This window comes from Veillonella sp. VA142 (assembly GCF_003992135.1).
Lineage (GTDB): Bacteria > Bacillota > Negativicutes > Veillonellales > Veillonellaceae > F0422.
This window is the reverse complement of sequence record NZ_RQVN01000001.1, coordinates 159,021-177,072: the sequence shown is the minus strand read 5'-3', so window position 1 is coordinate 177,072 and position 18,052 is coordinate 159,021. Positions and strand designations below refer to the sequence as shown.

Below are 18,052 nucleotides of genomic sequence, written 5' to 3'. Positions count from 1 at the left end.
CTCCTAGAATTGCGTCAAGAAACGTTTATCATTTTCATAGAATAAACGTAAATCATTAATACCATATTTTAACATTGCAATACGTTCTACGCCCATACCAAAGGCAAAACCTTGTACTTCACTTGGATCGTAACCATTCAATTTCAATACATTTGGATGTACCATACCGCAACCAAGAATTTCTAACCACCCTGTATGAGAGCATACACGGCATCCTTCACCGTGGCACATGCAACAAGAAATATCTACTTCTGCACTTGGTTCTGTGAAAGGGAAGAAACTTGTACGGAAACGAACCGCTGTATCTTCACCAAACATGTGTTTCAAGAACAATTCCAATGTTCCTTTCAAGTCAGAGAAGGTAATATGCTTGTCAATTACAAGACCTTCCACTTGATGGAATACCGGAGAATGCGTCGCATCATAGTCCCAACGATATACTTTTCCTGGCGCAATCATACGGATAGGTGCATTTTTTTCACTACCTTGCAATGTTCTTGCTTGCACTGGAGATGTATGGGTACGAAGTAATACGGAATCAGTAATATAGAAAGAATCTTGCATATCACGAGCTGGATGATCTGCAGCTAAATTCAAGCATTCAAAGTTAAAATAGTCCGACTCAATCTCAGGACCTTCTTCTACAGCATAGCCCATAGACACAAAGAATTGTTCGATTTCTTCATTGATTTGCGTTAATGGATGTAAATGTCCTTTACGAACAGGACGACCTGGTAAGGTAATATCAATGGTTTCTTGTTGTAATTTAGCTGAAAGTACAGCAGATTCCATTTTTTGTTGCACTTCATCTAAAGCTTCTTCCAACGCTACACGAACTGTATTTACCAAGGCCCCCATAGCAGGACGTTCTTCTGGAGATAGTTTACCCAGTCCTTTTAATAAAGATGTCACTTCCCCTTTTTTACCTAAATAGGTAACACGAATATCTTGTAATTCCTGCAAGTTCCTAGCCCCTTGAATTTGGGCGATTGCTTTCTCTTGCAATGCTTGCAATTGTTCTTTCATTGATTCCTATCCTCCAACTATTCTTCATCTAACAACGACCATGGTAATTCTGGTAATACCAAATCGTCAAGAACCATAAAAGTTCCACTTCCCATATAGACAAGTTCTCCCATATCGTTATACAAACGACAAGATGTAACCATCGTACTTTGACCTTTGTGTTCCACATTGGAAACACCGTGGATTCTAGCATTTTTAGGCAATGATTTCACAAAATTGCCATTGATTTGCGCCGTTGTCACTTGTTTTCCTAATGTAATACAAGCCAATCCCATAAGATAATCTGACAAACTCAAATGCACCCCACCATACACATCGCCTCGTGGATTGTTATGTAACTGTTCTTCACTGTGAAAGTCTAGTTCCACATGTCCTGGTGACACATTCTTAAGGGTAACATGATGTAGCACCTCAAAAGGATGTGAACTTGTATGTTCTTGAAAGTATTCTAATAATGTTGTATGTGCCATGTATATAACCTTTCTAAGCTTATCGTTTTATTATAGAGGAAAAACTACCTCATTATCAATAGATAGCTTAGAAATCCTTGATTAAATCTAATAATCCTTGTTCATCCATCACAGGGATACCCAATTGTTCCGCTTTTGTTAATTTACTACCTGCATCGTCACCAGCAATGACCAAGGTAGTTTTTTTACTCACAGAACCAGTTACCTTCGCTCCATGAGCTTCTAAGATAGCCCCTGCTTCAGTACGCCCCATGGAAGTGAGTTTACCTGTCAAGACAATGATTTGACCTTCCAGTTCATTACCAGCAGCTTCCTGTACTTCCTCTTCTAACCGTACACCAGCACTACGTAAACCCTCTATTATTTGGCGATTTCGTTCATTTCCGAAATATTCCACCAAACTTTTTGCCATAGTCGGTCCAATTTCATCGATACTTATCAACTCATCCATAGTTGCATTCAGTAAGCTATCGATGGAAGTAAAGTATTTTGCAATGGTCTGTCCTGCTTTAGCACCAATAAGGCGAATCCCTAACCCAAATAACACACGACCTAAGCCACGTTGTTTTGAATCGTCAATCGCTTTTAGTAAGTTTTGCGCCGACTTTTTACCCATGCGTTCTAAAGATGTAATGTCCTCTTCCTTCAAATGATACAAGTCCACTACCGTTTCAATACGATGATTCGTAACTAGCGCTTCTACAATACTAGGACCTAATCCATCGATATTCATGGCATCACGGGAGGCAAAATGAATGATACCTTCCTTCTCTACCGCTGGACAATGCTCATTGCTGCAATAGATAGCCACTTCCCCTTCACGGCGCACTGTAGGAGCTGCACAAACTGGGCAAACATTGGGCATTTCGTAAGGCACAGAATCTGATTTTCGTTTATCTACCACCACAGAAATTACCTCTGGAATAATTTCAGCCGCCTTATGAATGCGCACCGTATCACCAATGCGAATGTCTTTTTCTTTAATAAAGTCTTCATTATGTAAGGTGGCACGAGATACATTAGTACCCGATACAAAAACAGATTCTAATTCTGCCGTTGGCGTCAACACCCCTGTACGCCCTACATTGATGGTAATATCTTTGACGATGGTCTCTACTTCTTCTGGTGGGTACTTAAATGCAGTCGCCCATTTAGGATCCTTCGCCGTGGTACCCAAAGTTTCCTGGTCTTCAAAATCATTCACTTTGATGACCATACCATCTGTATCATATGGTAACTGATGACGTTCTACCTCCCAGTAATGAATATGTTCTACCACCTCTGCAATAGAATGGCACAGTTTATAATGTGGATTGACATGAAATTTGAAAGTTTCTAACTGTTGCAATAAGTCATATTGCGTATGGATAGACGATCCCTCTGAAGAGCCGATAGCATAGGCAAAAAAATCTAGGTTTCGACTAGCCGTAATAGCCGGGTCTTGTTGGCGCAAGGAACCAGCAGCCGCATTACGTGGATTGACAAAAGTTTGTAAGCCAGCTTCTTCTCTTTCTTCATTGATGCGTTTGAACTCCCTATGCGGCATATAGGCTTCCCCACGAATTTCAATGAAAGGAGGTGCATTTTCAATGACCAATGGAATAGACTGAATAGTTTTTACATTGTCTGTTACATCTTCCCCTACACGACCATCACCACGTGTGACAGCACGTACAAAAAGACCATTTTCATAATGTAAGTTAACTGCCAAACCATCAATCTTTAATTCCACTACATATTGCGGAATATGTCCTAGCTCTTTTTCACAACGTAAACCAAATTGCTCTACTTCAACATCATTGAATACATTGCTTAAGCTAAGCATACGTTGTCCATGCACTACTTTTTTAAAGCTACCTTCCACCTTGGCTCCCACACGTTGTGTAGGGGAGGTAGACACAATATATTCTGGATGGGCTGTTTCTAGTTCCACTAATTTTCGATACAACACATCATAATCATAGTCCGAAATAACAGGCGCATTTTTTACATAATATAAATACGCATGATGAGCCAATTCTTTTTGTAATTGTTGAATGTCTTCTTTAATACTCATTGTGTGATTTCCTTATTTTTTTCGTATAGGAGCGAACTTAGCCATAATTTGACGCAATCCCTGTGTAGGGAACTCAATTTTTAACTTTACATTAGCCCCTTCACCGACCACATCCACAACAGTCCCTTCTCCCCATTTAGCATGAATAGCAATATCTCCCACAGTCCAATCTACTACTTGTGGATTACGAATCATCGGTTTTGTAACAGGTCGATTCGCTACAGATTGATGGAATGGTACATTTCGTTGTAATTCTTCCTTAACAGTCCGTTTTGGACGTACTTCTTCCATGAGTTCACTAGGAATTTCTTTCAAGAAACGAGATGGTAAATACCCCGTAGTTTTGCCAAATACAGTCCGTGTTGTAGCGTTGGATACATATAACTCTTCTTCGGCACGAGTAATCCCTACATAAGCAATACGGCGCTCTTCTTCCACCTCTTCTGGATTCATTAGCGTACGGCTATGCGGGAATAATCCTTCTTCTAAGCCAGCTAAAAATACCACCGGAAACTCAAGACCTTTCGCTGCATGCAACGTCATTAATGTCACTTTTGATTCTTCTTGTTCAAAGGAATCTACATCATTCACCAACGCTACTTGCTCCAAGAAATCTTGCAAAGTGCCTTCTGGATTTGTATCCATAAACTCCTTCGCTACCGATACCAACTCACCAATATTTTCCAACCGAGCTTGGTCTTGTGGGTCTGTACTATTCTCCAATTCCACTACATATCCAGTCCGATCTAATACAGCCTCAAGAATACCTTGTACGGAAAGCTCTGTTCCCTCATTGACTAAGGTAAAAATTAAGCCCATAAAATCTTCTAATTTTTCTTTCGTTTTACCTTTTATCGTAGGAATTTGATTCAATTGACTCAAGGTCATAAAGAGAGAATTATTCGTTTCTCTTGCAAAATCCTGTAATTTACCGACTGTAGTTAATCCAATACTACGTTTTGGCACATTGATGATGCGTTGTAAGCAAATATCATCAAATGGATTGATTAATATACGTAAATAGGCCAACACATCTTTAATTTCTTTACGATCATAGAACTTCGTACCCCCTACCATGGTGTAAGGAATACCACGTTTAATCATGGATTCTTCTAGCACGCGAGACTGAGCATTCGTACGATATAAAATAGCCATGTCTCCATAACTACGATTATGAATTTCCTTTTGCTTTTTAATGGTGTCTCCTATGAAAGCTCCTTCTTCTTGCTCCGACTGAGCTTCAAAATGACGGATTTTAGCCCCATCATCTTTATCTGTCCACAAGACTTTTTTAGGGCGCCCTTCATTGTAATCAATAACAGCATTAGCCGCCTCTAAAATCGTTTTTGTAGACCGATAATTTTGCTCTAATTTAATAAGCATTGCTTTAGGATAATCCTTTTCAAAATCTAAAATATTTTGAATATCTGCACCACGCCAAGCATAAATACTTTGATCCACATCACCTACCACACATAAATTATTCCATTTAGAGGCTAGTAACGATGCTAACGTATATTGCGCATGGTTTGTATCTTGATACTCATCAATCATAATGTACCGGAATCGATGACTATATTTTTCTAATACAGCTGAATTTTCCTGTAATAATTTAACAGCTACTAGCAATAAATCATCAAAATCTAAAGCATTATTTTTACGCAATTCTGCTTCATAATAATCATATACCTTAGACACTTGTTGCGTATAAAAGTCACGAGCTTCACTGCGAAAATCTTTAGCTAGTTTCATTCTATTTTTCGCATCACTAATCTGTGATTGCATAGCCCCTACAGGATAATATTTATCGTCCAAATTTAAAGCTTTAATAGCCTGTTTGATAACAGCCTGAGAGTCGCTGGAATCATAAATAGAAAAGTTTTTACTATATCCCATAAAAGAATCTAGCTCAAAACGTAAAAATTTTGCACAAAAGGAATGGAATGTGCTAAGCCAAATACGGTGCGCTGTATCTCCCACTAAGGTTTCCACACGCTCTTTCATCTCTTTAGCCGCTTTATTGGTAAAAGTAATCGCTAAAATTTCATAGGGGCTTACCCCTTGTGTCAACAAATAGGCGATACGATATGTTAACACTCGTGTTTTGCCTGATCCAGCGCCAGCTAATATAAGAAGAGGCCCTTCTGTTGCGTATACTGCCTCTTGTTGCTCTTTATTTAAACCGTCAAATATCATAATACCTCTCTTGCATATAACAAGGGTGCGCTGTGTTTTATTACAACGCACCCCCTATGATAAATTAGCCTTTCATAGCACTCACGATTGGTGGCACTATTTGTTTTTTACGGGATAATGTATGTTCTAAATATACTTCATTGTCCACAGGTTGTGCATTAAATGCGGCTGCTACCACATCATTCGCATCGCCAACAAAAATTAAGTTTGTGGCTTCTGTTAAGATATTGGTAATCATCAAATAAGATGCGCTATAGTTGTTAGCATTACGTAACTCTTCCATAGCTTTTAACAAGCATCCCTTTCGACCTAAAATATCTGTTGTATCCATCACTTGGATTTGACCAATACTAATAATTTTACCATTTGCTTCAAATTCTTTTAAATCTGTACGTACGATTTTTTCATCAGAAAAATCGGATACATCAGAACCAGCTTTTAATAATTCCATGCCATATTCTTCTAAGTTCACACCGGCAATGTCAGCTAATTTTCTTGCTGTTTCTTTATCTTTTTCAGTGCAAGTAGGAGAACGGAATAATACTGTATCAGAAATGATGGCAGATAACATTAAACCTGCAATGTTTTTAGGAATCTCTTGACTATATTGCCAGTATAAATTAGCAAGAATTGTACAAGTACATCCTACAGTTTCATAATGAATGAAAATCGGGTTATCTGTGACCAATCCACCAATGCGATGGTGATCAATATTTTCGATTAACTCTGCTTCTTCAATATCATCAATAATTTGTACTTTTTCATTGTGGTCTACCAACACTACTTTAGTTTTTTGCTTTGGTGCTTCCACATTAGAACGAATGATACCAAAGTATGTACCATTATCTACTACTGGATATCCACCGATATGAGAATTAGCTTTGAAATCACGCAATTTAGTTTCTTTGCTAATCACTTGGCAAGAAGTTTTTGTGCAGATTTCACCAGCTGTAACACTAGAGTTACCACCCATAGCAGCTTCTAAAGCATCAATCAAACGCTGTGCTGTAATCGTACCGACATAAGTAGTACCATTTTCTACAACTGGAATACGGTTCATTTCATATTGTTTACGCCATGCTAACACATCTTGTAAGGTTGCTTTTACATCAACTGCAGGAATTGTTTCTAGTACATCTTCTACAGTTACAGCAAAAGAAGTTACAATTTCTGGATGTTCAAAACCAAAATACTTCAAAGCAAAGGATGTTTCCTTATTAGCTTGACCAGCACAAATTGGTTGTGCCACAAATCCCATTTGATTTTTTAAGTTTGCATAGGAAATAGCAGAACAAATAGAGTCAGTATCTGGACTCTTGTGTCCTGTTACTAGAATTGTATCTCTTAACATAATGTCACCTCGTATAATCATCACTTGAGTTATATATTAATGTTTCTTTATTATATCATAATTAGCTGTAAAATGCATGCAAAAAAGACCTCGTAAACAATAGTTTACAAGGTCTTCTCATTCGTTCCTATTACGCATTTTTAGAAACTACTTGTTCTCCTTTGTAAGAACCACATGTTGGGCAAACGCGATGCGGCATCATTGGTTCGTGACATTGTGGACAAGCTACATAACCAGGTACTTCTAATTTCCAGTTAGCACGACGACGATCGCGACGGCATTTGGAAAGTCTACGCTTTGGTACTGCCATTATCTGCACCTCCTTAACATAATCACTAGGTATTAATCATCATTTTCTTCCTTCAGCAATGTTCTTAGCACTGCTAATCGAGGATCTACCACAAAGGATTCACAAGAGCATGGTGAAACATTTTGATTAGCTCCACACTGAACACACAATCCTTTGCAATCATCCTGACATAACACTTGAGAGGGCTCATTGATGATTAATGTTTCCCGAATGGTCTCCGTTAAATCAATTTCTTCCCCATCGAAAGAAATGATATCATCGTCTCCATAGTTGGAATGTGTAACACCAAAAGTCTCTTCAAATGGAACAGTATGGGTATAATTAGTATCGGTTAAGCATCTTGAGCACTCATATTGTCCATTTGTTGTTATGGTACCATTCACCACATAATGTTGACCATCATAACGAAGCTCACCACTAATGGTTATATCATGACGGCTCCAAGGAAAAGCAGATACGTCACCAAGATCATCACCTGATGTCGTACATAGAAAAGGGACTACTCGTCCAATCTGTTCTTTTGCTTGCTCTACTTGCAGTTTCATAATTTTACCTCGACTATACTATTATAGCTACCTATACTATCTTTGTCAAATACTAGCCCTATATGTTGTTAAGTTTTCATGAAACTCATACAAGACATAGCAGTTGACCCTCACGTGAAAAAGAGCTCTCCTTTTGGAGAGCCCTTATGTATGTGGATTAATTTATCGAAAAATTAATTACATTTCTTCGAATTGGTCTTTACCAACCCCACAAACTGGGCAAAGGTAATCATCTGGTTGATCTTCGAATTTTACGCCTTCAACAGCTTCGTCATAAATCCAACCGCATACTACGCATACGTATTTTTTATCCATTATGTGCACCACCTTTCGTACTAAAAGATTTTTTCTCAGATACTTCATCTGTAAACAGTATACCACTACAATCGAAAACTTTCAATATATTCTCAATCATTTTCTATGTTTTTTTGAGATATTTATTTGCAAACTACGCATAACAAATAGACTGTGTATCTCAATAGTCTACAGCAATTAATTATCTAGACATTACCATCGCCGATTGGCTCCGCCGCCTCCAGAGGAGCCTCCGCCAAATCCGCCAAAACCGCCTCCACTAGAACGACCACCGCCACCTCCACGACTGGAAGCTAGGATCCATAGAATCGATTGTATAATAGTACCGCCAAAGAATGTCATATCCACTATGATTAAGAAAATTATACCAATGGCAATCAACAAGATTTGAAATGGACTTAGTTCAATAGTATTTTGTTTTTCATAATTTTTGCTGCCATCGATAGTCACTCCATATTCTTTGCTGACTTCACCAACTAACACCCGGTATGTTTCTGTTACGCCAGTACCAAATTTCTCTTTTTGAAAGTATGGTATTGCATAGGTATCTAGCATTTCACCAGCCTTTGCATCGTTGATAGCACCTTCTAATCCATAGCCTACCTCTATACGCATTTGCTTGTCTTTTAGGGCAACTAAAAACAGCACGCCATTATTTTTCTCTTTGTCTCCAATCCCCCAGGCACGAAATACTCGATTCGCGTAATCTGATACATCCTCACCATCTAAGGTGGGAATTATTAAGACGGCAATTTGCGCTTTCGTCTTCTTTTGTAATTCTAATCCCATGCGGTTCATGGTATATATTTCTTCTTTTGTCAAAGTTTGAGTTTGATCTAATACATATCCATTCTTAGGTGGACTGGGCACATCTAAGGCAAGCACAGATAAGCTATTAAAGAACAATAGTATTGTAACTAATAGACCGCTGCATATAGCAGTCCATCTATATGTTTTTCCCATTCTATCTCCTTAAGTAAATATTAATAGTCCGCTATCCCTACCTCTAAATAGTAGAAAATTCAAACTAAAATTGTACTTTAGGTGCGCTTTGTGCTCCTTGGTCTGCTTCGAAATATGGTTTTACTTGAAATCCCATTGGGCTTGCAATGAGAGAAGTTGGTAAGGTACGAATCTTCATGTTATAGGCTTGTACACTACCATTGTAATCCTTCCGTGCTACAGCAATACGATTTTCAGTTCCTGCTAATTCATCTTGCAAGGCTCTAAAGTTAGCATCCGCTTTTAAATTCGGATAATTTTCTACAACCACTAGCAAACGACTCAAGGCACTACTTAACTCTTGATTGGCTTTCGCTGTTTCTTCCACTGTTTTTGCACCTCCTAATTTAGCTCTCGCATCTGCTACCGCTTGAATTGTTTCCTTTTCATGACTGGCGTAACCTTTTACGGTATTGACTAAATTAGGAATTAAATCAGAACGTCGTTGCAATTGTGTTTGCACTTGCGCCCATTGACCATTTACTTGCTCTTCTGTTTGTACGAGACCATTATAGGAGCTGAATATCCAAATTAAAATAACTCCAATAATGCCTAAACCAATAATCCAAGATTTTTTCATATATCCTCCTTTATACATTTCCTTATATTACATATCCATGATGGCCACGATGGGCATATCTATATTATACATTGTTTTTCACATCTTTTATAGCAACTATATTTTTTCATACTATTAGGCTATAATGAAAGCATGTTGAAAGTCTTTGTCATTCTAAGGAATGATATTGTATATAGGAGGAATTATGAAAACTAAGTTAACAGAATTATTAGGTATTCAGTATCCTATCATTCAAGGTGCTATGGCTTGGACATCTGAGCACACCTTAGCAGCTGCCGTTGCCAACGCTGGAGCTACTGGCGTTATCGCTACCGGCGGTCGTGACACAGAGTGGATACGCCAAGAAATCCGTCAATGCAAATCGTTAACGGACAAACCATTTGGTGTAAACTTAATGTTAATGGCACCAAACTTAGATGATATCTTAGCTATTATCATAGAAGAGAAACCTGCGTTTGTTACATTAGGCGCCGGCAATCCTGTACCTTTCATTGAACCATTACATGCAGCAGGCATCAAAGTCATCCCTGTGGTACCAAATGTAAAATTGGCTAAGCGCGTAGCTGCAGCTGGCGCCGATGCCCTCATCATCGAAGGCCAAGAGGCTGGTGGCCACATTGGTACACAAACAACAATGGCTTTACTAGAAAACGTTGTACCAGAAGTAGATATTCCTGTTGTTATCGCGGGCGGCATCGTGGACGGACGTGGTTTAGCTGCTGGTCTTACTATGGGCGCCTCTGGTGTACAAATGGGTTCTCGCTTTATCTTAGCGGAAGAATGTAAAATGCATCAAAATTGTAAAGATGCTATTATCAATGCTACTGATACAGACTCCACAGTAACGGGACTTACTTTCAATCACGGTGTACGTGGTCTTAAAAGTGAGTTCACAACTCGTTATTTAGAAGCTGAATACAATTGTGCTCCAAAAAGTGAGTTAACAGAAATGGCAATCGGCACGAATAAAAAAGCCGCTGTTGACGGTGACACTATTAACGGCGTTGTTCAAGTTGGACAAGGCTTAAACCGTTTGACAAAAGTAGAACCTGCGAAAACTATCGTAGAGTCTGTTGTAGCAGAGGCAAAAGAAGCAATTAAACAAGCACAACGCTTTATCTAATCTTTTGCGGTTACTAGCTGGTACAATTACATCTATTATGTGTATACATTTCTTTGGTTTGCGGTCTAAGTTATAATAGTCCGTAATAGTTCATCTACACATACATTATACAGGAGGATAGTATGCTACCATTTAAAGGAAAATATCCAAAATTAGATCCAAGAAGTCACGCTATGCCAGGTGCTGAGCTTGCGGGCGATGTAGAATTAAAAGAATATGCCTCTGTATGGCAAAATGTATCTGCCCGTGGAGATGTCAATAAAATCGTTGTAGGCCGATACTCCAACGTACAAGATAATTCTGTACTTCACGTAGACGATGACCACGCTTGTATCCTTGGTGACTTTGTCACTATTGGTCACAGTGCCATCATCCATGCCTCTACCATAGAGGACCACGTATTAGTGGGCATGGGAGCAATCGTTCTTAGTCGTTGCCACATCGGCCGTGGATCCATCATCGGCGCAGGCGCCCTCGTACTAGAAGGCACTGAAATCCCACCATACTCTTTAGTCGTGGGCAGCCCTGCTAAGGTCATCCGCACTGACGAAACAATGATTACAAAAATCCATAACCAAGCCGTGAAATACAAAACACTGTGGACTAAAGAATATGGATTCTTACCAGATGCTGATGGCGAAGTATGGGATACTAGCCAAACTATTGTGTAAAACAATATAATTTCAAACTGTAACAACACACGAAAAAGAGGAAAGTTGATATCAACCAATCAACTTTCCTCTTTTTGTATTCCTAAATATCTATTCCTATATTCTTAAGATCTACTATTCCATATACAACACTATATCCCCTTGTCGCAAGGACGCTTGTATATCGATAATGCGCTGATTACTACTTCCTCTAAAGGCTAATCCAGGATCGCGTAACTCATCTACATATCTACCGTCTACTAATATATGACATCGCTCTAATAATGTTCGTTTATTAGGACAAGCAATGATTTCTTCATAGGTATAGCCAGAGTAGACCCAAATTGGTTTGCCCGAAGCTACTGCTAATACTCTGTCCACTAATGGTACCAATCCGTCAATATTTTGAAACGGTTCTCCCCCTAGTAAGGTCAATCCACTGCATACAGGAGCCATAACATAAGAGAGTAATCGTTCTATATCCGATTCAGTCCATTCTTGGCCAGCAGTAAAATCTTGGTATTCTTCATTAAAGCAATTATAGCAACAATGGGTGCAACCAGTGACAAATAAGGATGTACGAATGCCCTCACCATTGGCAATATCATATTGTCTAAGTTGTCCGTATCGCATGGTACATCCTTCTTTCATAATAGTATCAAATGTGCATAACTCGATCTTTAATTTCCTTAGTGCGTCCTTCATTCCAGAAGTTTTCACCTAAGTAACCGCAAGTTCTTCGAATGACTGTTAATGTATCTCGGTTCGTATTATGGCACCGTGGGCATTCCCATTGTACCTTATCATTTACGATAATTTCTCCATCAAATCCACATTCATGACAATAGTCAGATTTTGTATTAAATTCTGCGTAAGAAATCGTATCGTAAATATACTCCATCATCGTCAACAAAGCAGGAATATTGTTGTTCATATTAGGGATTTCTGCATAGGAAATACATCCTCCTGTAGATAATTTTTGGAATTCCGATTCGAAAGCAAATTTATCAAATACATTGATTTCTTCGCGAACGTTCACATGGTAGCTATTTGTATAGTAACCTTTGTCGGTAATATCCGGAATCTCCCCAAAACGTGCTCTATCAATGGAGGAGAATCGGTTTGTTAAACTTTCAGCTGGCGTACCATAGAGAGCAAATCCAATATTGTGAGTCTCTTTCCATTCTTCGGTAGCACGGTGCAATCGTTCCATTACTTTTTTAGCAAAACGATGTCCATCATCAGATGTATTTGATGTACCTACAATAAGCTTTGTTGCCTCATATAGGCCGATATATCCCAAGGAAATCGTTGCATATCCACCTTCTAGTAAAGGACGAATTGGCGCACCCTTTGGTAAGCGAGCAATCGCTCCATATTGCCAATGAATCGGTGACACATCACTAGTCACATCTTTCAACAAATCATAACGGAATAATAAAGCTTTTTCAACTAATCCTAATCGTTTTTCTAAGATTTCAAAGAAAGTATCTTCTTTACCTTGTGCTAGAATACCAATTTGAGGCAAGTTAAGACTTACCACACCTATATTAAAGCGTCCATTAAATACATACTCGCCCTTTTCATTTTTCCAAGGAGATAAGAAAGAGCGGCATCCCATAGGCGCAAATACATTACCTTCGTAGATTTCTTTCATTTTTTTAGCAGAAATATAATCTGGATACATCCGTTTTGCTGTACATTGTGCAGCTAATTCTGTTAAATAATAGTATTCACTGCTAGGGTGTACATTATGTTCATCTAATACATATATCAACTTAGGGAAGGCTGGTGTAATATACACATCTGCCTCATTTTTAATACCTTGAATACGTTGTTTTAAAATTTCTTCATCGATTAATGCAGCTTCTTTTGCTAGTTCGCTATTCGGATCAAAGTGCATGAACAATGTCACAAATGGAGCTTGTCCATTCGTCGTCATCAATGTATTAATTTGATATTGGATAGTTTGAATCCCATCTTTCACTTCTTTTTTTGTCCGTTGCCAAGCAATTTCCTCTGCTTTTGCTGTATCTGGAGCCATGCCATACACTTCGACCTGCTCTTGTAAAGTCAACTCTAAGTATTTGTCATAGGATTTTCTTACGTACGGCGCCAAAATCCGATCAATCCCATTAATACTTTGACCACCATATTGACCAGAGGCAACCTGTGCAATGATTTGTGTCGTTACCGTACAGGCTACTTGAAATGACTTCGGTGTATCAATACGTTTCCCATTGATAACGGTACCATTCGTCAACATATCTTCTAAATTGACTAAACAGCAATTAAACATAGGTTGGATGATATAGTCCATATCATGGAAATGGATAGCCCCGCTATCATGAGCTTGTACAATATCTGTCGGGATTAACTTTCTACGGGCAATATCTTTACTTACTTCTCCGGCAATTAAATCGCGCTGTGTGGACACAATGGATGCATCTTTGTTTGAGTTTTCATCAAGAACTGCCACATTAGATTTATTCAATAAACCAAATACATCTTTATCTGTTGTATTTTCTACACGTTTGAAAGCTTGTACTGCTTTATAGTTTTCATAAGCCCGTGCTGTAGCTGGATTATTATTTTCTAGAAGCTTATAGTACACTTGATCTTCGATAGCATAAATGGTAATATTCCGACCCATTGTTTCAGCATATCTCTCAATTTCATCAGAAATTTTTAAAGCCAATCCTGGCGTATATACTCCTGTACTACTATGCATAGCTTTTTCTATAGCTACAATAATTTTTTCTTTATCGAAATCAGCAATCGTACCATCTCTTTTTATCACGTGTATCATAATAGAGCCTCCTATGTACTAATTACACCAGATATAGCAAACTATACGGCGTATATTAGATTCAGTATGAATTATACATACAATGTATAAACAAAACATTATTATATGCAGTGCATATTTAATCAAGATTTAGACATATAAAAAGAGCAATTTCTGCTCTGTCTATTTTATATCTACACATGTAGAAAATTCTTACTTATCTTTTAGTGTTTAGGCATTTACATAAATACCGAAAATATGACTATTTTCTTCCGACACTTAGTAAAGGGTCTACCTATCTAATGTATTTCTTTTAGATTTACACTACACGGTACCTATAATAGGTATCTCTAAATTCAGTTTACAACATCTTGTAGTTAATTTCAACAAAAACCACTATATCATGTATGCTAATTAGATATAGTAAACTTGTAAAAAATAAGAGAAGCACCTATTTTATGTAGAAATATATCCTAACTTTATTTATGAAATTGCTTGGTAAAAGGATTTTCAAAGTATAACTAATTGATATAGGACCTTCTTTGACATCTATAAAATAAAAAAGCGACCAAACCCAAAAGGATTTGATCGCCATTCTACATACAAAATTAAAACTTAATTTTGGTAGCAATCCATGCAGATAGAATTGCTTTAATAATGTCACCAATGATAAATGGATAGAACAAAATTCCTAAAGCTTTTTGTAATCCATCACTAGTGAATGGTATATTTGCAACAGACATGAAATACGGCACTGCCGCTACATAAGTAATTACAATACTCACTATCGTAGCTACCACAGCATATCTAAGAAAACTTTTTTGTGTTCCCTTTAAGTAACTCACTGCAGTGTAAGCAATTGGCCAAATCAAAATAAATCCGCCTGTAGGACCAAGTATTTTTCCCATACCACCAGTAAATCCAGTAAATACAGGTAATCCAACTGCTCCTAGCAGTACGTAGACTAATAATGTCAAAAACGCTTGTTTTGGTGGCAAAATTAGACCAATCAAACATAATGCAATGGTGATTAAGGAAATCATCCCCACACCCATAGGGTTGGGAATCGATAATTGTGCCATTACACAAACTAATGCCACTAATAAGGCCATTTTTGTCAAATCTCTAGTCTTTAACATTCACTAACTCCTCTTCATAAATCCATTTACAATGGGCACGACCACCATGGGTACCAACTAATTCACACTCACCAATTTGTCTATGCTTTTCTGAATGGATTATAAATTTTTCTACTAAAATAACATCTCCACCATAAAACGGTGCAGAAAATGTAATATCTAATTGAAGTAACATAGTTTCATCTAATACGTGATGCGCCATATGTGATAAAACCATTAATTCTGGTACTCTAGGAACTTCCTCTCGGTACATAGGATTATCATCTTGAATGGCATCGACAAACTCAAGAATTGATTCTGGTGTAAACACAAACTTTGTTCTTGTTTTATCTTTCAATTCACCTGTCCAAACCTTTGGCATTTCCCCCAATGAAACTTCATTATGGTGATTCTCTAAGGAATCAAACCGTTCTAACATCGTGGACACTAAGGTGCCTTTTGAATTACAAACAGTCACTATATGTTCTTGCTTTCTTGGGGTATAGTTAATTTGTAACTGTGGTGATCTTGTAGTTCGTTTAAATTGTACATTACGTACAATCACGGTATTAGGAATTTCCCTTACACTTGTCAAGCCCTTACATAGTGTATGCATAGCGCCTCCTCCCCATAGTATGGGTTATACTGGATCTTACAAGCTTACATGATTCTTACATTCTGTTACACCCTTATTATAATTAATCAAACTGCATATAGTCAACCTGTTTTTCAAATTAATTGTTTACATACAGTGCCTGTTCATATATGTCATATAAGGAAAGCAAAAGAACTGTAGTGCAGAGTTACATCTCATACACTACAGTCCTTATATGATATATACTGTTACAACAGATACCTTACTTTCCTATTAGAAAGAATATCCTACACCTGCATGTAATCCTTTTACATCGGCTTTGTTTTGATTCATATTATATTGATCATACTGATAATATACATTCAAATCAATATCTGGTCGCAAGCCATAGGACGCACCTAATTGATAGGTTTCTTTAATGTCATTACCAAAACCTACTTTAGCAAAGCCTTCAACTTTATCTGCTAATTGAGTATGTCCAATCACACCAGCTTGATAACCAAATCCATTTTGTTTAGGTCCCATATCTACATAAGTACCCGCACCATACACATTAACATTCGGATGTACCGCATAGGCACCTGCTAACTGGTGATCTTTGATATCTGTTCCCGTACGATTCACTTTATTGAAAGAATATTGTGCCGCTAAATTATCAGATATACCTTGTTGTGCAGATACACCGAAGCCATCTTTACGTTTTATGTCTTGTGCAGTTTTTTTAGATAGAGAATATTCAACGGCAACTTTTGTTTCACCGGCATTAATCTTTGTCACAGGAACAGCAGCTGCAAATGCAGAAGCACTAAAGGCAGCTAATACTGCTGTGGCTACTACGATTTTCTTCATACTATCCTCCTTGTATAAGAATCTTATCGTTTCATGAAAGCTGGTACGTCTGGAGAGTTACCTGTAGCACCAAATGGGCTTTTACGAGCAAAACCATTAGAAGAACCTTGATCACCAAAACCAGTAGCAACAACAGTGATGAATACTTTGTCACCAACATTTTCATCGATAACAGAACCGAAGATAATATTTGCTTCTGGATCTGCTGCTTCAGAAATAATTTCTGCTGCTTCGTTGATTTCAAATAAGCTTAATTCTTCGCTACCAGTGATGTTTAACAAGATACCTTTTGCACCGTCAATAGAAGTTTCCAATAGTGGGCTGTTGATGGCTTGTTTAGCTGCATCTACAGCACGGTTTTCACCTTCACCAACGCCAATACCCATCAATGCTTCACCTTGATTAGTCATGATTGTTTTTACGTCAGCAAAGTCAAGATTGATTAAACCTGGTTTTGTAATTAAATCAGAAATACCTTTGATACCTTGGCGTAGTACTTCATCAGCTGTTAAGAAAGCATCTTTTAAAGAAGTTTTACGATCAATGATACCCAATAAACGATCGTTTGGAATGGTAATAATCGTGTCTACTTTACCAGTCAACGCTTCAATACCACGCTCAGCCTGTTCTTTACGTTTTTTACCTTCAAAGCCAAATGGTTTTGTCACAACGCCCACTGTTAGTGCGCCAGCTTCACGAGCACATTCAGCTACTACAGGAGCCGCACCAGTACCAGTACCACCGCCCATACCAGCAGTTACAAACACCATATCAGCGCCTTGCAATGCTTTAAGAATATCTTCGCGACTTTCTTCCGCTGCTTCACGGCCTACTTCTGGGTTAGCACCAGCACCTAAGCCTTTAGTAGCTTTCTCACCGATTTGGATACGAACAGGCACATTAGTGCCATCCAAGGCTTGTGTTTCTGTATTAGCCACAAGGAAATCAACATTTTCCAAGTCGCTACCAATCATACGAGATACGGCATTACCGCCGCCGCCACCAACACCAATAACTTTAATTTTTGCAAACTCTGACATCGAATGCTCCTCCTCTTTACTAGAGATATCTTTCATAT

General features: G+C 38.1%; 18 protein-coding genes. 2 read left to right on the top strand and 16 right to left on the bottom strand.

The features are described 5' to 3' along the window. Positions 1-3: 3 nt before the first annotated feature. From pheS to EO117_RS00720, 10 genes are all read right to left on the bottom strand, one after another. The gene (gene pheS, locus EO117_RS00765; RefSeq protein ID WP_126938648.1) at positions 4-1,026 is read right to left on the bottom strand and encodes a phenylalanine--tRNA ligase subunit alpha; all 1,023 of its coding nucleotides are present in this window, start codon (positions 1,024-1,026) and stop codon (positions 4-6) included. Positions 1,027-1,043: 17 nt separating this feature from the next. Further along, the gene (locus EO117_RS00760; RefSeq protein ID WP_126938647.1) at positions 1,044-1,496 is read right to left on the bottom strand and encodes a PaaI family thioesterase; all 453 of its coding nucleotides are present in this window, start codon (positions 1,494-1,496) and stop codon (positions 1,044-1,046) included. Positions 1,497-1,563: 67 nt separating this feature from the next. Further along, the gene (gene ligA / locus EO117_RS00755; protein WP_126938646.1) at positions 1,564-3,552 is read right to left on the bottom strand and encodes an NAD-dependent DNA ligase LigA; all 1,989 of its coding nucleotides are present in this window, start codon (positions 3,550-3,552) and stop codon (positions 1,564-1,566) included. A gap of 12 nt (positions 3,553-3,564) precedes the next feature. After that, a complete protein-coding gene (gene pcrA / locus EO117_RS00750; protein WP_126938645.1) occupies positions 3,565-5,748 on the bottom strand; it encodes a DNA helicase PcrA in 2,184 nt (727 codons plus the stop codon). Positions 5,749-5,812: 64 nt separating this feature from the next. Further along, the gene (locus EO117_RS00745) at positions 5,813-7,099 is read right to left on the bottom strand and encodes a manganese-dependent inorganic pyrophosphatase (protein ID WP_126938644.1); all 1,287 of its coding nucleotides are present in this window, start codon (positions 7,097-7,099) and stop codon (positions 5,813-5,815) included. A 130-nt stretch (positions 7,100-7,229) separates the two neighbouring features. Then, a complete protein-coding gene (gene rpmF / locus EO117_RS00740; protein WP_009354192.1) occupies positions 7,230-7,409 on the bottom strand; it encodes a 50S ribosomal protein L32 in 180 nt (59 codons plus the stop codon). Between the two features lie 32 nt (positions 7,410-7,441). Beyond that, positions 7,442-7,954 (bottom strand): DUF177 domain-containing protein, encoded by a 513-nt coding sequence (locus tag EO117_RS00735; RefSeq protein WP_126938643.1) that lies wholly within the window; start codon positions 7,952-7,954, stop codon positions 7,442-7,444. Positions 7,955-8,131: 177 nt separating this feature from the next. Continuing rightward, complete coding sequence (locus EO117_RS00730; protein WP_126938642.1) at positions 8,132-8,269, bottom strand: rubredoxin; 138 nt, start codon at positions 8,267-8,269, stop codon at positions 8,132-8,134. 192 nt (positions 8,270-8,461) lie between these two features. Beyond that, positions 8,462-9,232, bottom strand: coding sequence for a YgcG family protein (locus tag EO117_RS00725; RefSeq protein WP_126938641.1), 771 nt, complete (start codon positions 9,230-9,232; stop codon positions 8,462-8,464). Positions 9,233-9,296: 64 nt separating this feature from the next. Further along, the gene (locus EO117_RS00720) at positions 9,297-9,851 is read right to left on the bottom strand and encodes a LemA family protein (RefSeq protein ID WP_126938640.1); all 555 of its coding nucleotides are present in this window, start codon (positions 9,849-9,851) and stop codon (positions 9,297-9,299) included. Positions 9,852-10,035: 184 nt separating this feature from the next. Between EO117_RS00720 and EO117_RS00715 the strand changes: the two genes are divergently transcribed. Both EO117_RS00715 and EO117_RS00710 read left to right on the top strand, forming a co-directional pair. Beyond that, positions 10,036-10,974 (top strand): nitronate monooxygenase, encoded by a 939-nt coding sequence (locus EO117_RS00715; RefSeq protein WP_126938639.1) that lies wholly within the window; start codon positions 10,036-10,038, stop codon positions 10,972-10,974. Positions 10,975-11,096: 122 nt separating this feature from the next. After that, positions 11,097-11,645, top strand: a complete 549-nt coding sequence (locus EO117_RS00710) for a gamma carbonic anhydrase family protein (RefSeq protein WP_126938638.1) — start codon at positions 11,097-11,099, stop codon at positions 11,643-11,645. 114 nt (positions 11,646-11,759) lie between these two features. Here EO117_RS00710 and nrdG read toward each other — a convergent pair whose 3' ends face one another. The 6 genes from nrdG to ftsZ all read right to left on the bottom strand — a co-directional run bounded on the left by nrdG (position 11,760) and on the right by ftsZ (position 18,014). Next, the gene (nrdG, locus tag EO117_RS00705; protein ID WP_126938667.1) at positions 11,760-12,257 is read right to left on the bottom strand and encodes an anaerobic ribonucleoside-triphosphate reductase activating protein; all 498 of its coding nucleotides are present in this window, start codon (positions 12,255-12,257) and stop codon (positions 11,760-11,762) included. 25 nt (positions 12,258-12,282) lie between these two features. Further along, complete coding sequence (gene nrdD, locus EO117_RS00700) at positions 12,283-14,433, bottom strand: anaerobic ribonucleoside-triphosphate reductase (RefSeq protein WP_126938637.1); 2,151 nt, start codon at positions 14,431-14,433, stop codon at positions 12,283-12,285. Positions 14,434-15,020: 587 nt separating this feature from the next. Beyond that, positions 15,021-15,551, bottom strand: coding sequence for a biotin transporter BioY (locus EO117_RS00695; protein ID WP_126938636.1), 531 nt, complete (start codon positions 15,549-15,551; stop codon positions 15,021-15,023). Then, the gene (locus EO117_RS00690; protein ID WP_126938635.1) at positions 15,538-16,146 is read right to left on the bottom strand and encodes a hypothetical protein; all 609 of its coding nucleotides are present in this window, start codon (positions 16,144-16,146) and stop codon (positions 15,538-15,540) included. The genes EO117_RS00695 and EO117_RS00690 overlap by 14 nt, the downstream gene beginning before the upstream one ends. Before the next feature lie 252 nt (positions 16,147-16,398). Beyond that, entirely contained in the window at positions 16,399-16,974 is a 576-nt protein-coding gene (locus EO117_RS00685; protein WP_126938634.1) for an outer membrane beta-barrel protein, read from the bottom strand. Between the two features lie 23 nt (positions 16,975-16,997). After that, positions 16,998-18,014, bottom strand: a complete 1,017-nt coding sequence (gene ftsZ, locus EO117_RS00680) for a cell division protein FtsZ (protein WP_240626901.1) — start codon at positions 18,012-18,014, stop codon at positions 16,998-17,000. Between the last annotated feature and the right edge of the window lie 38 nt (positions 18,015-18,052).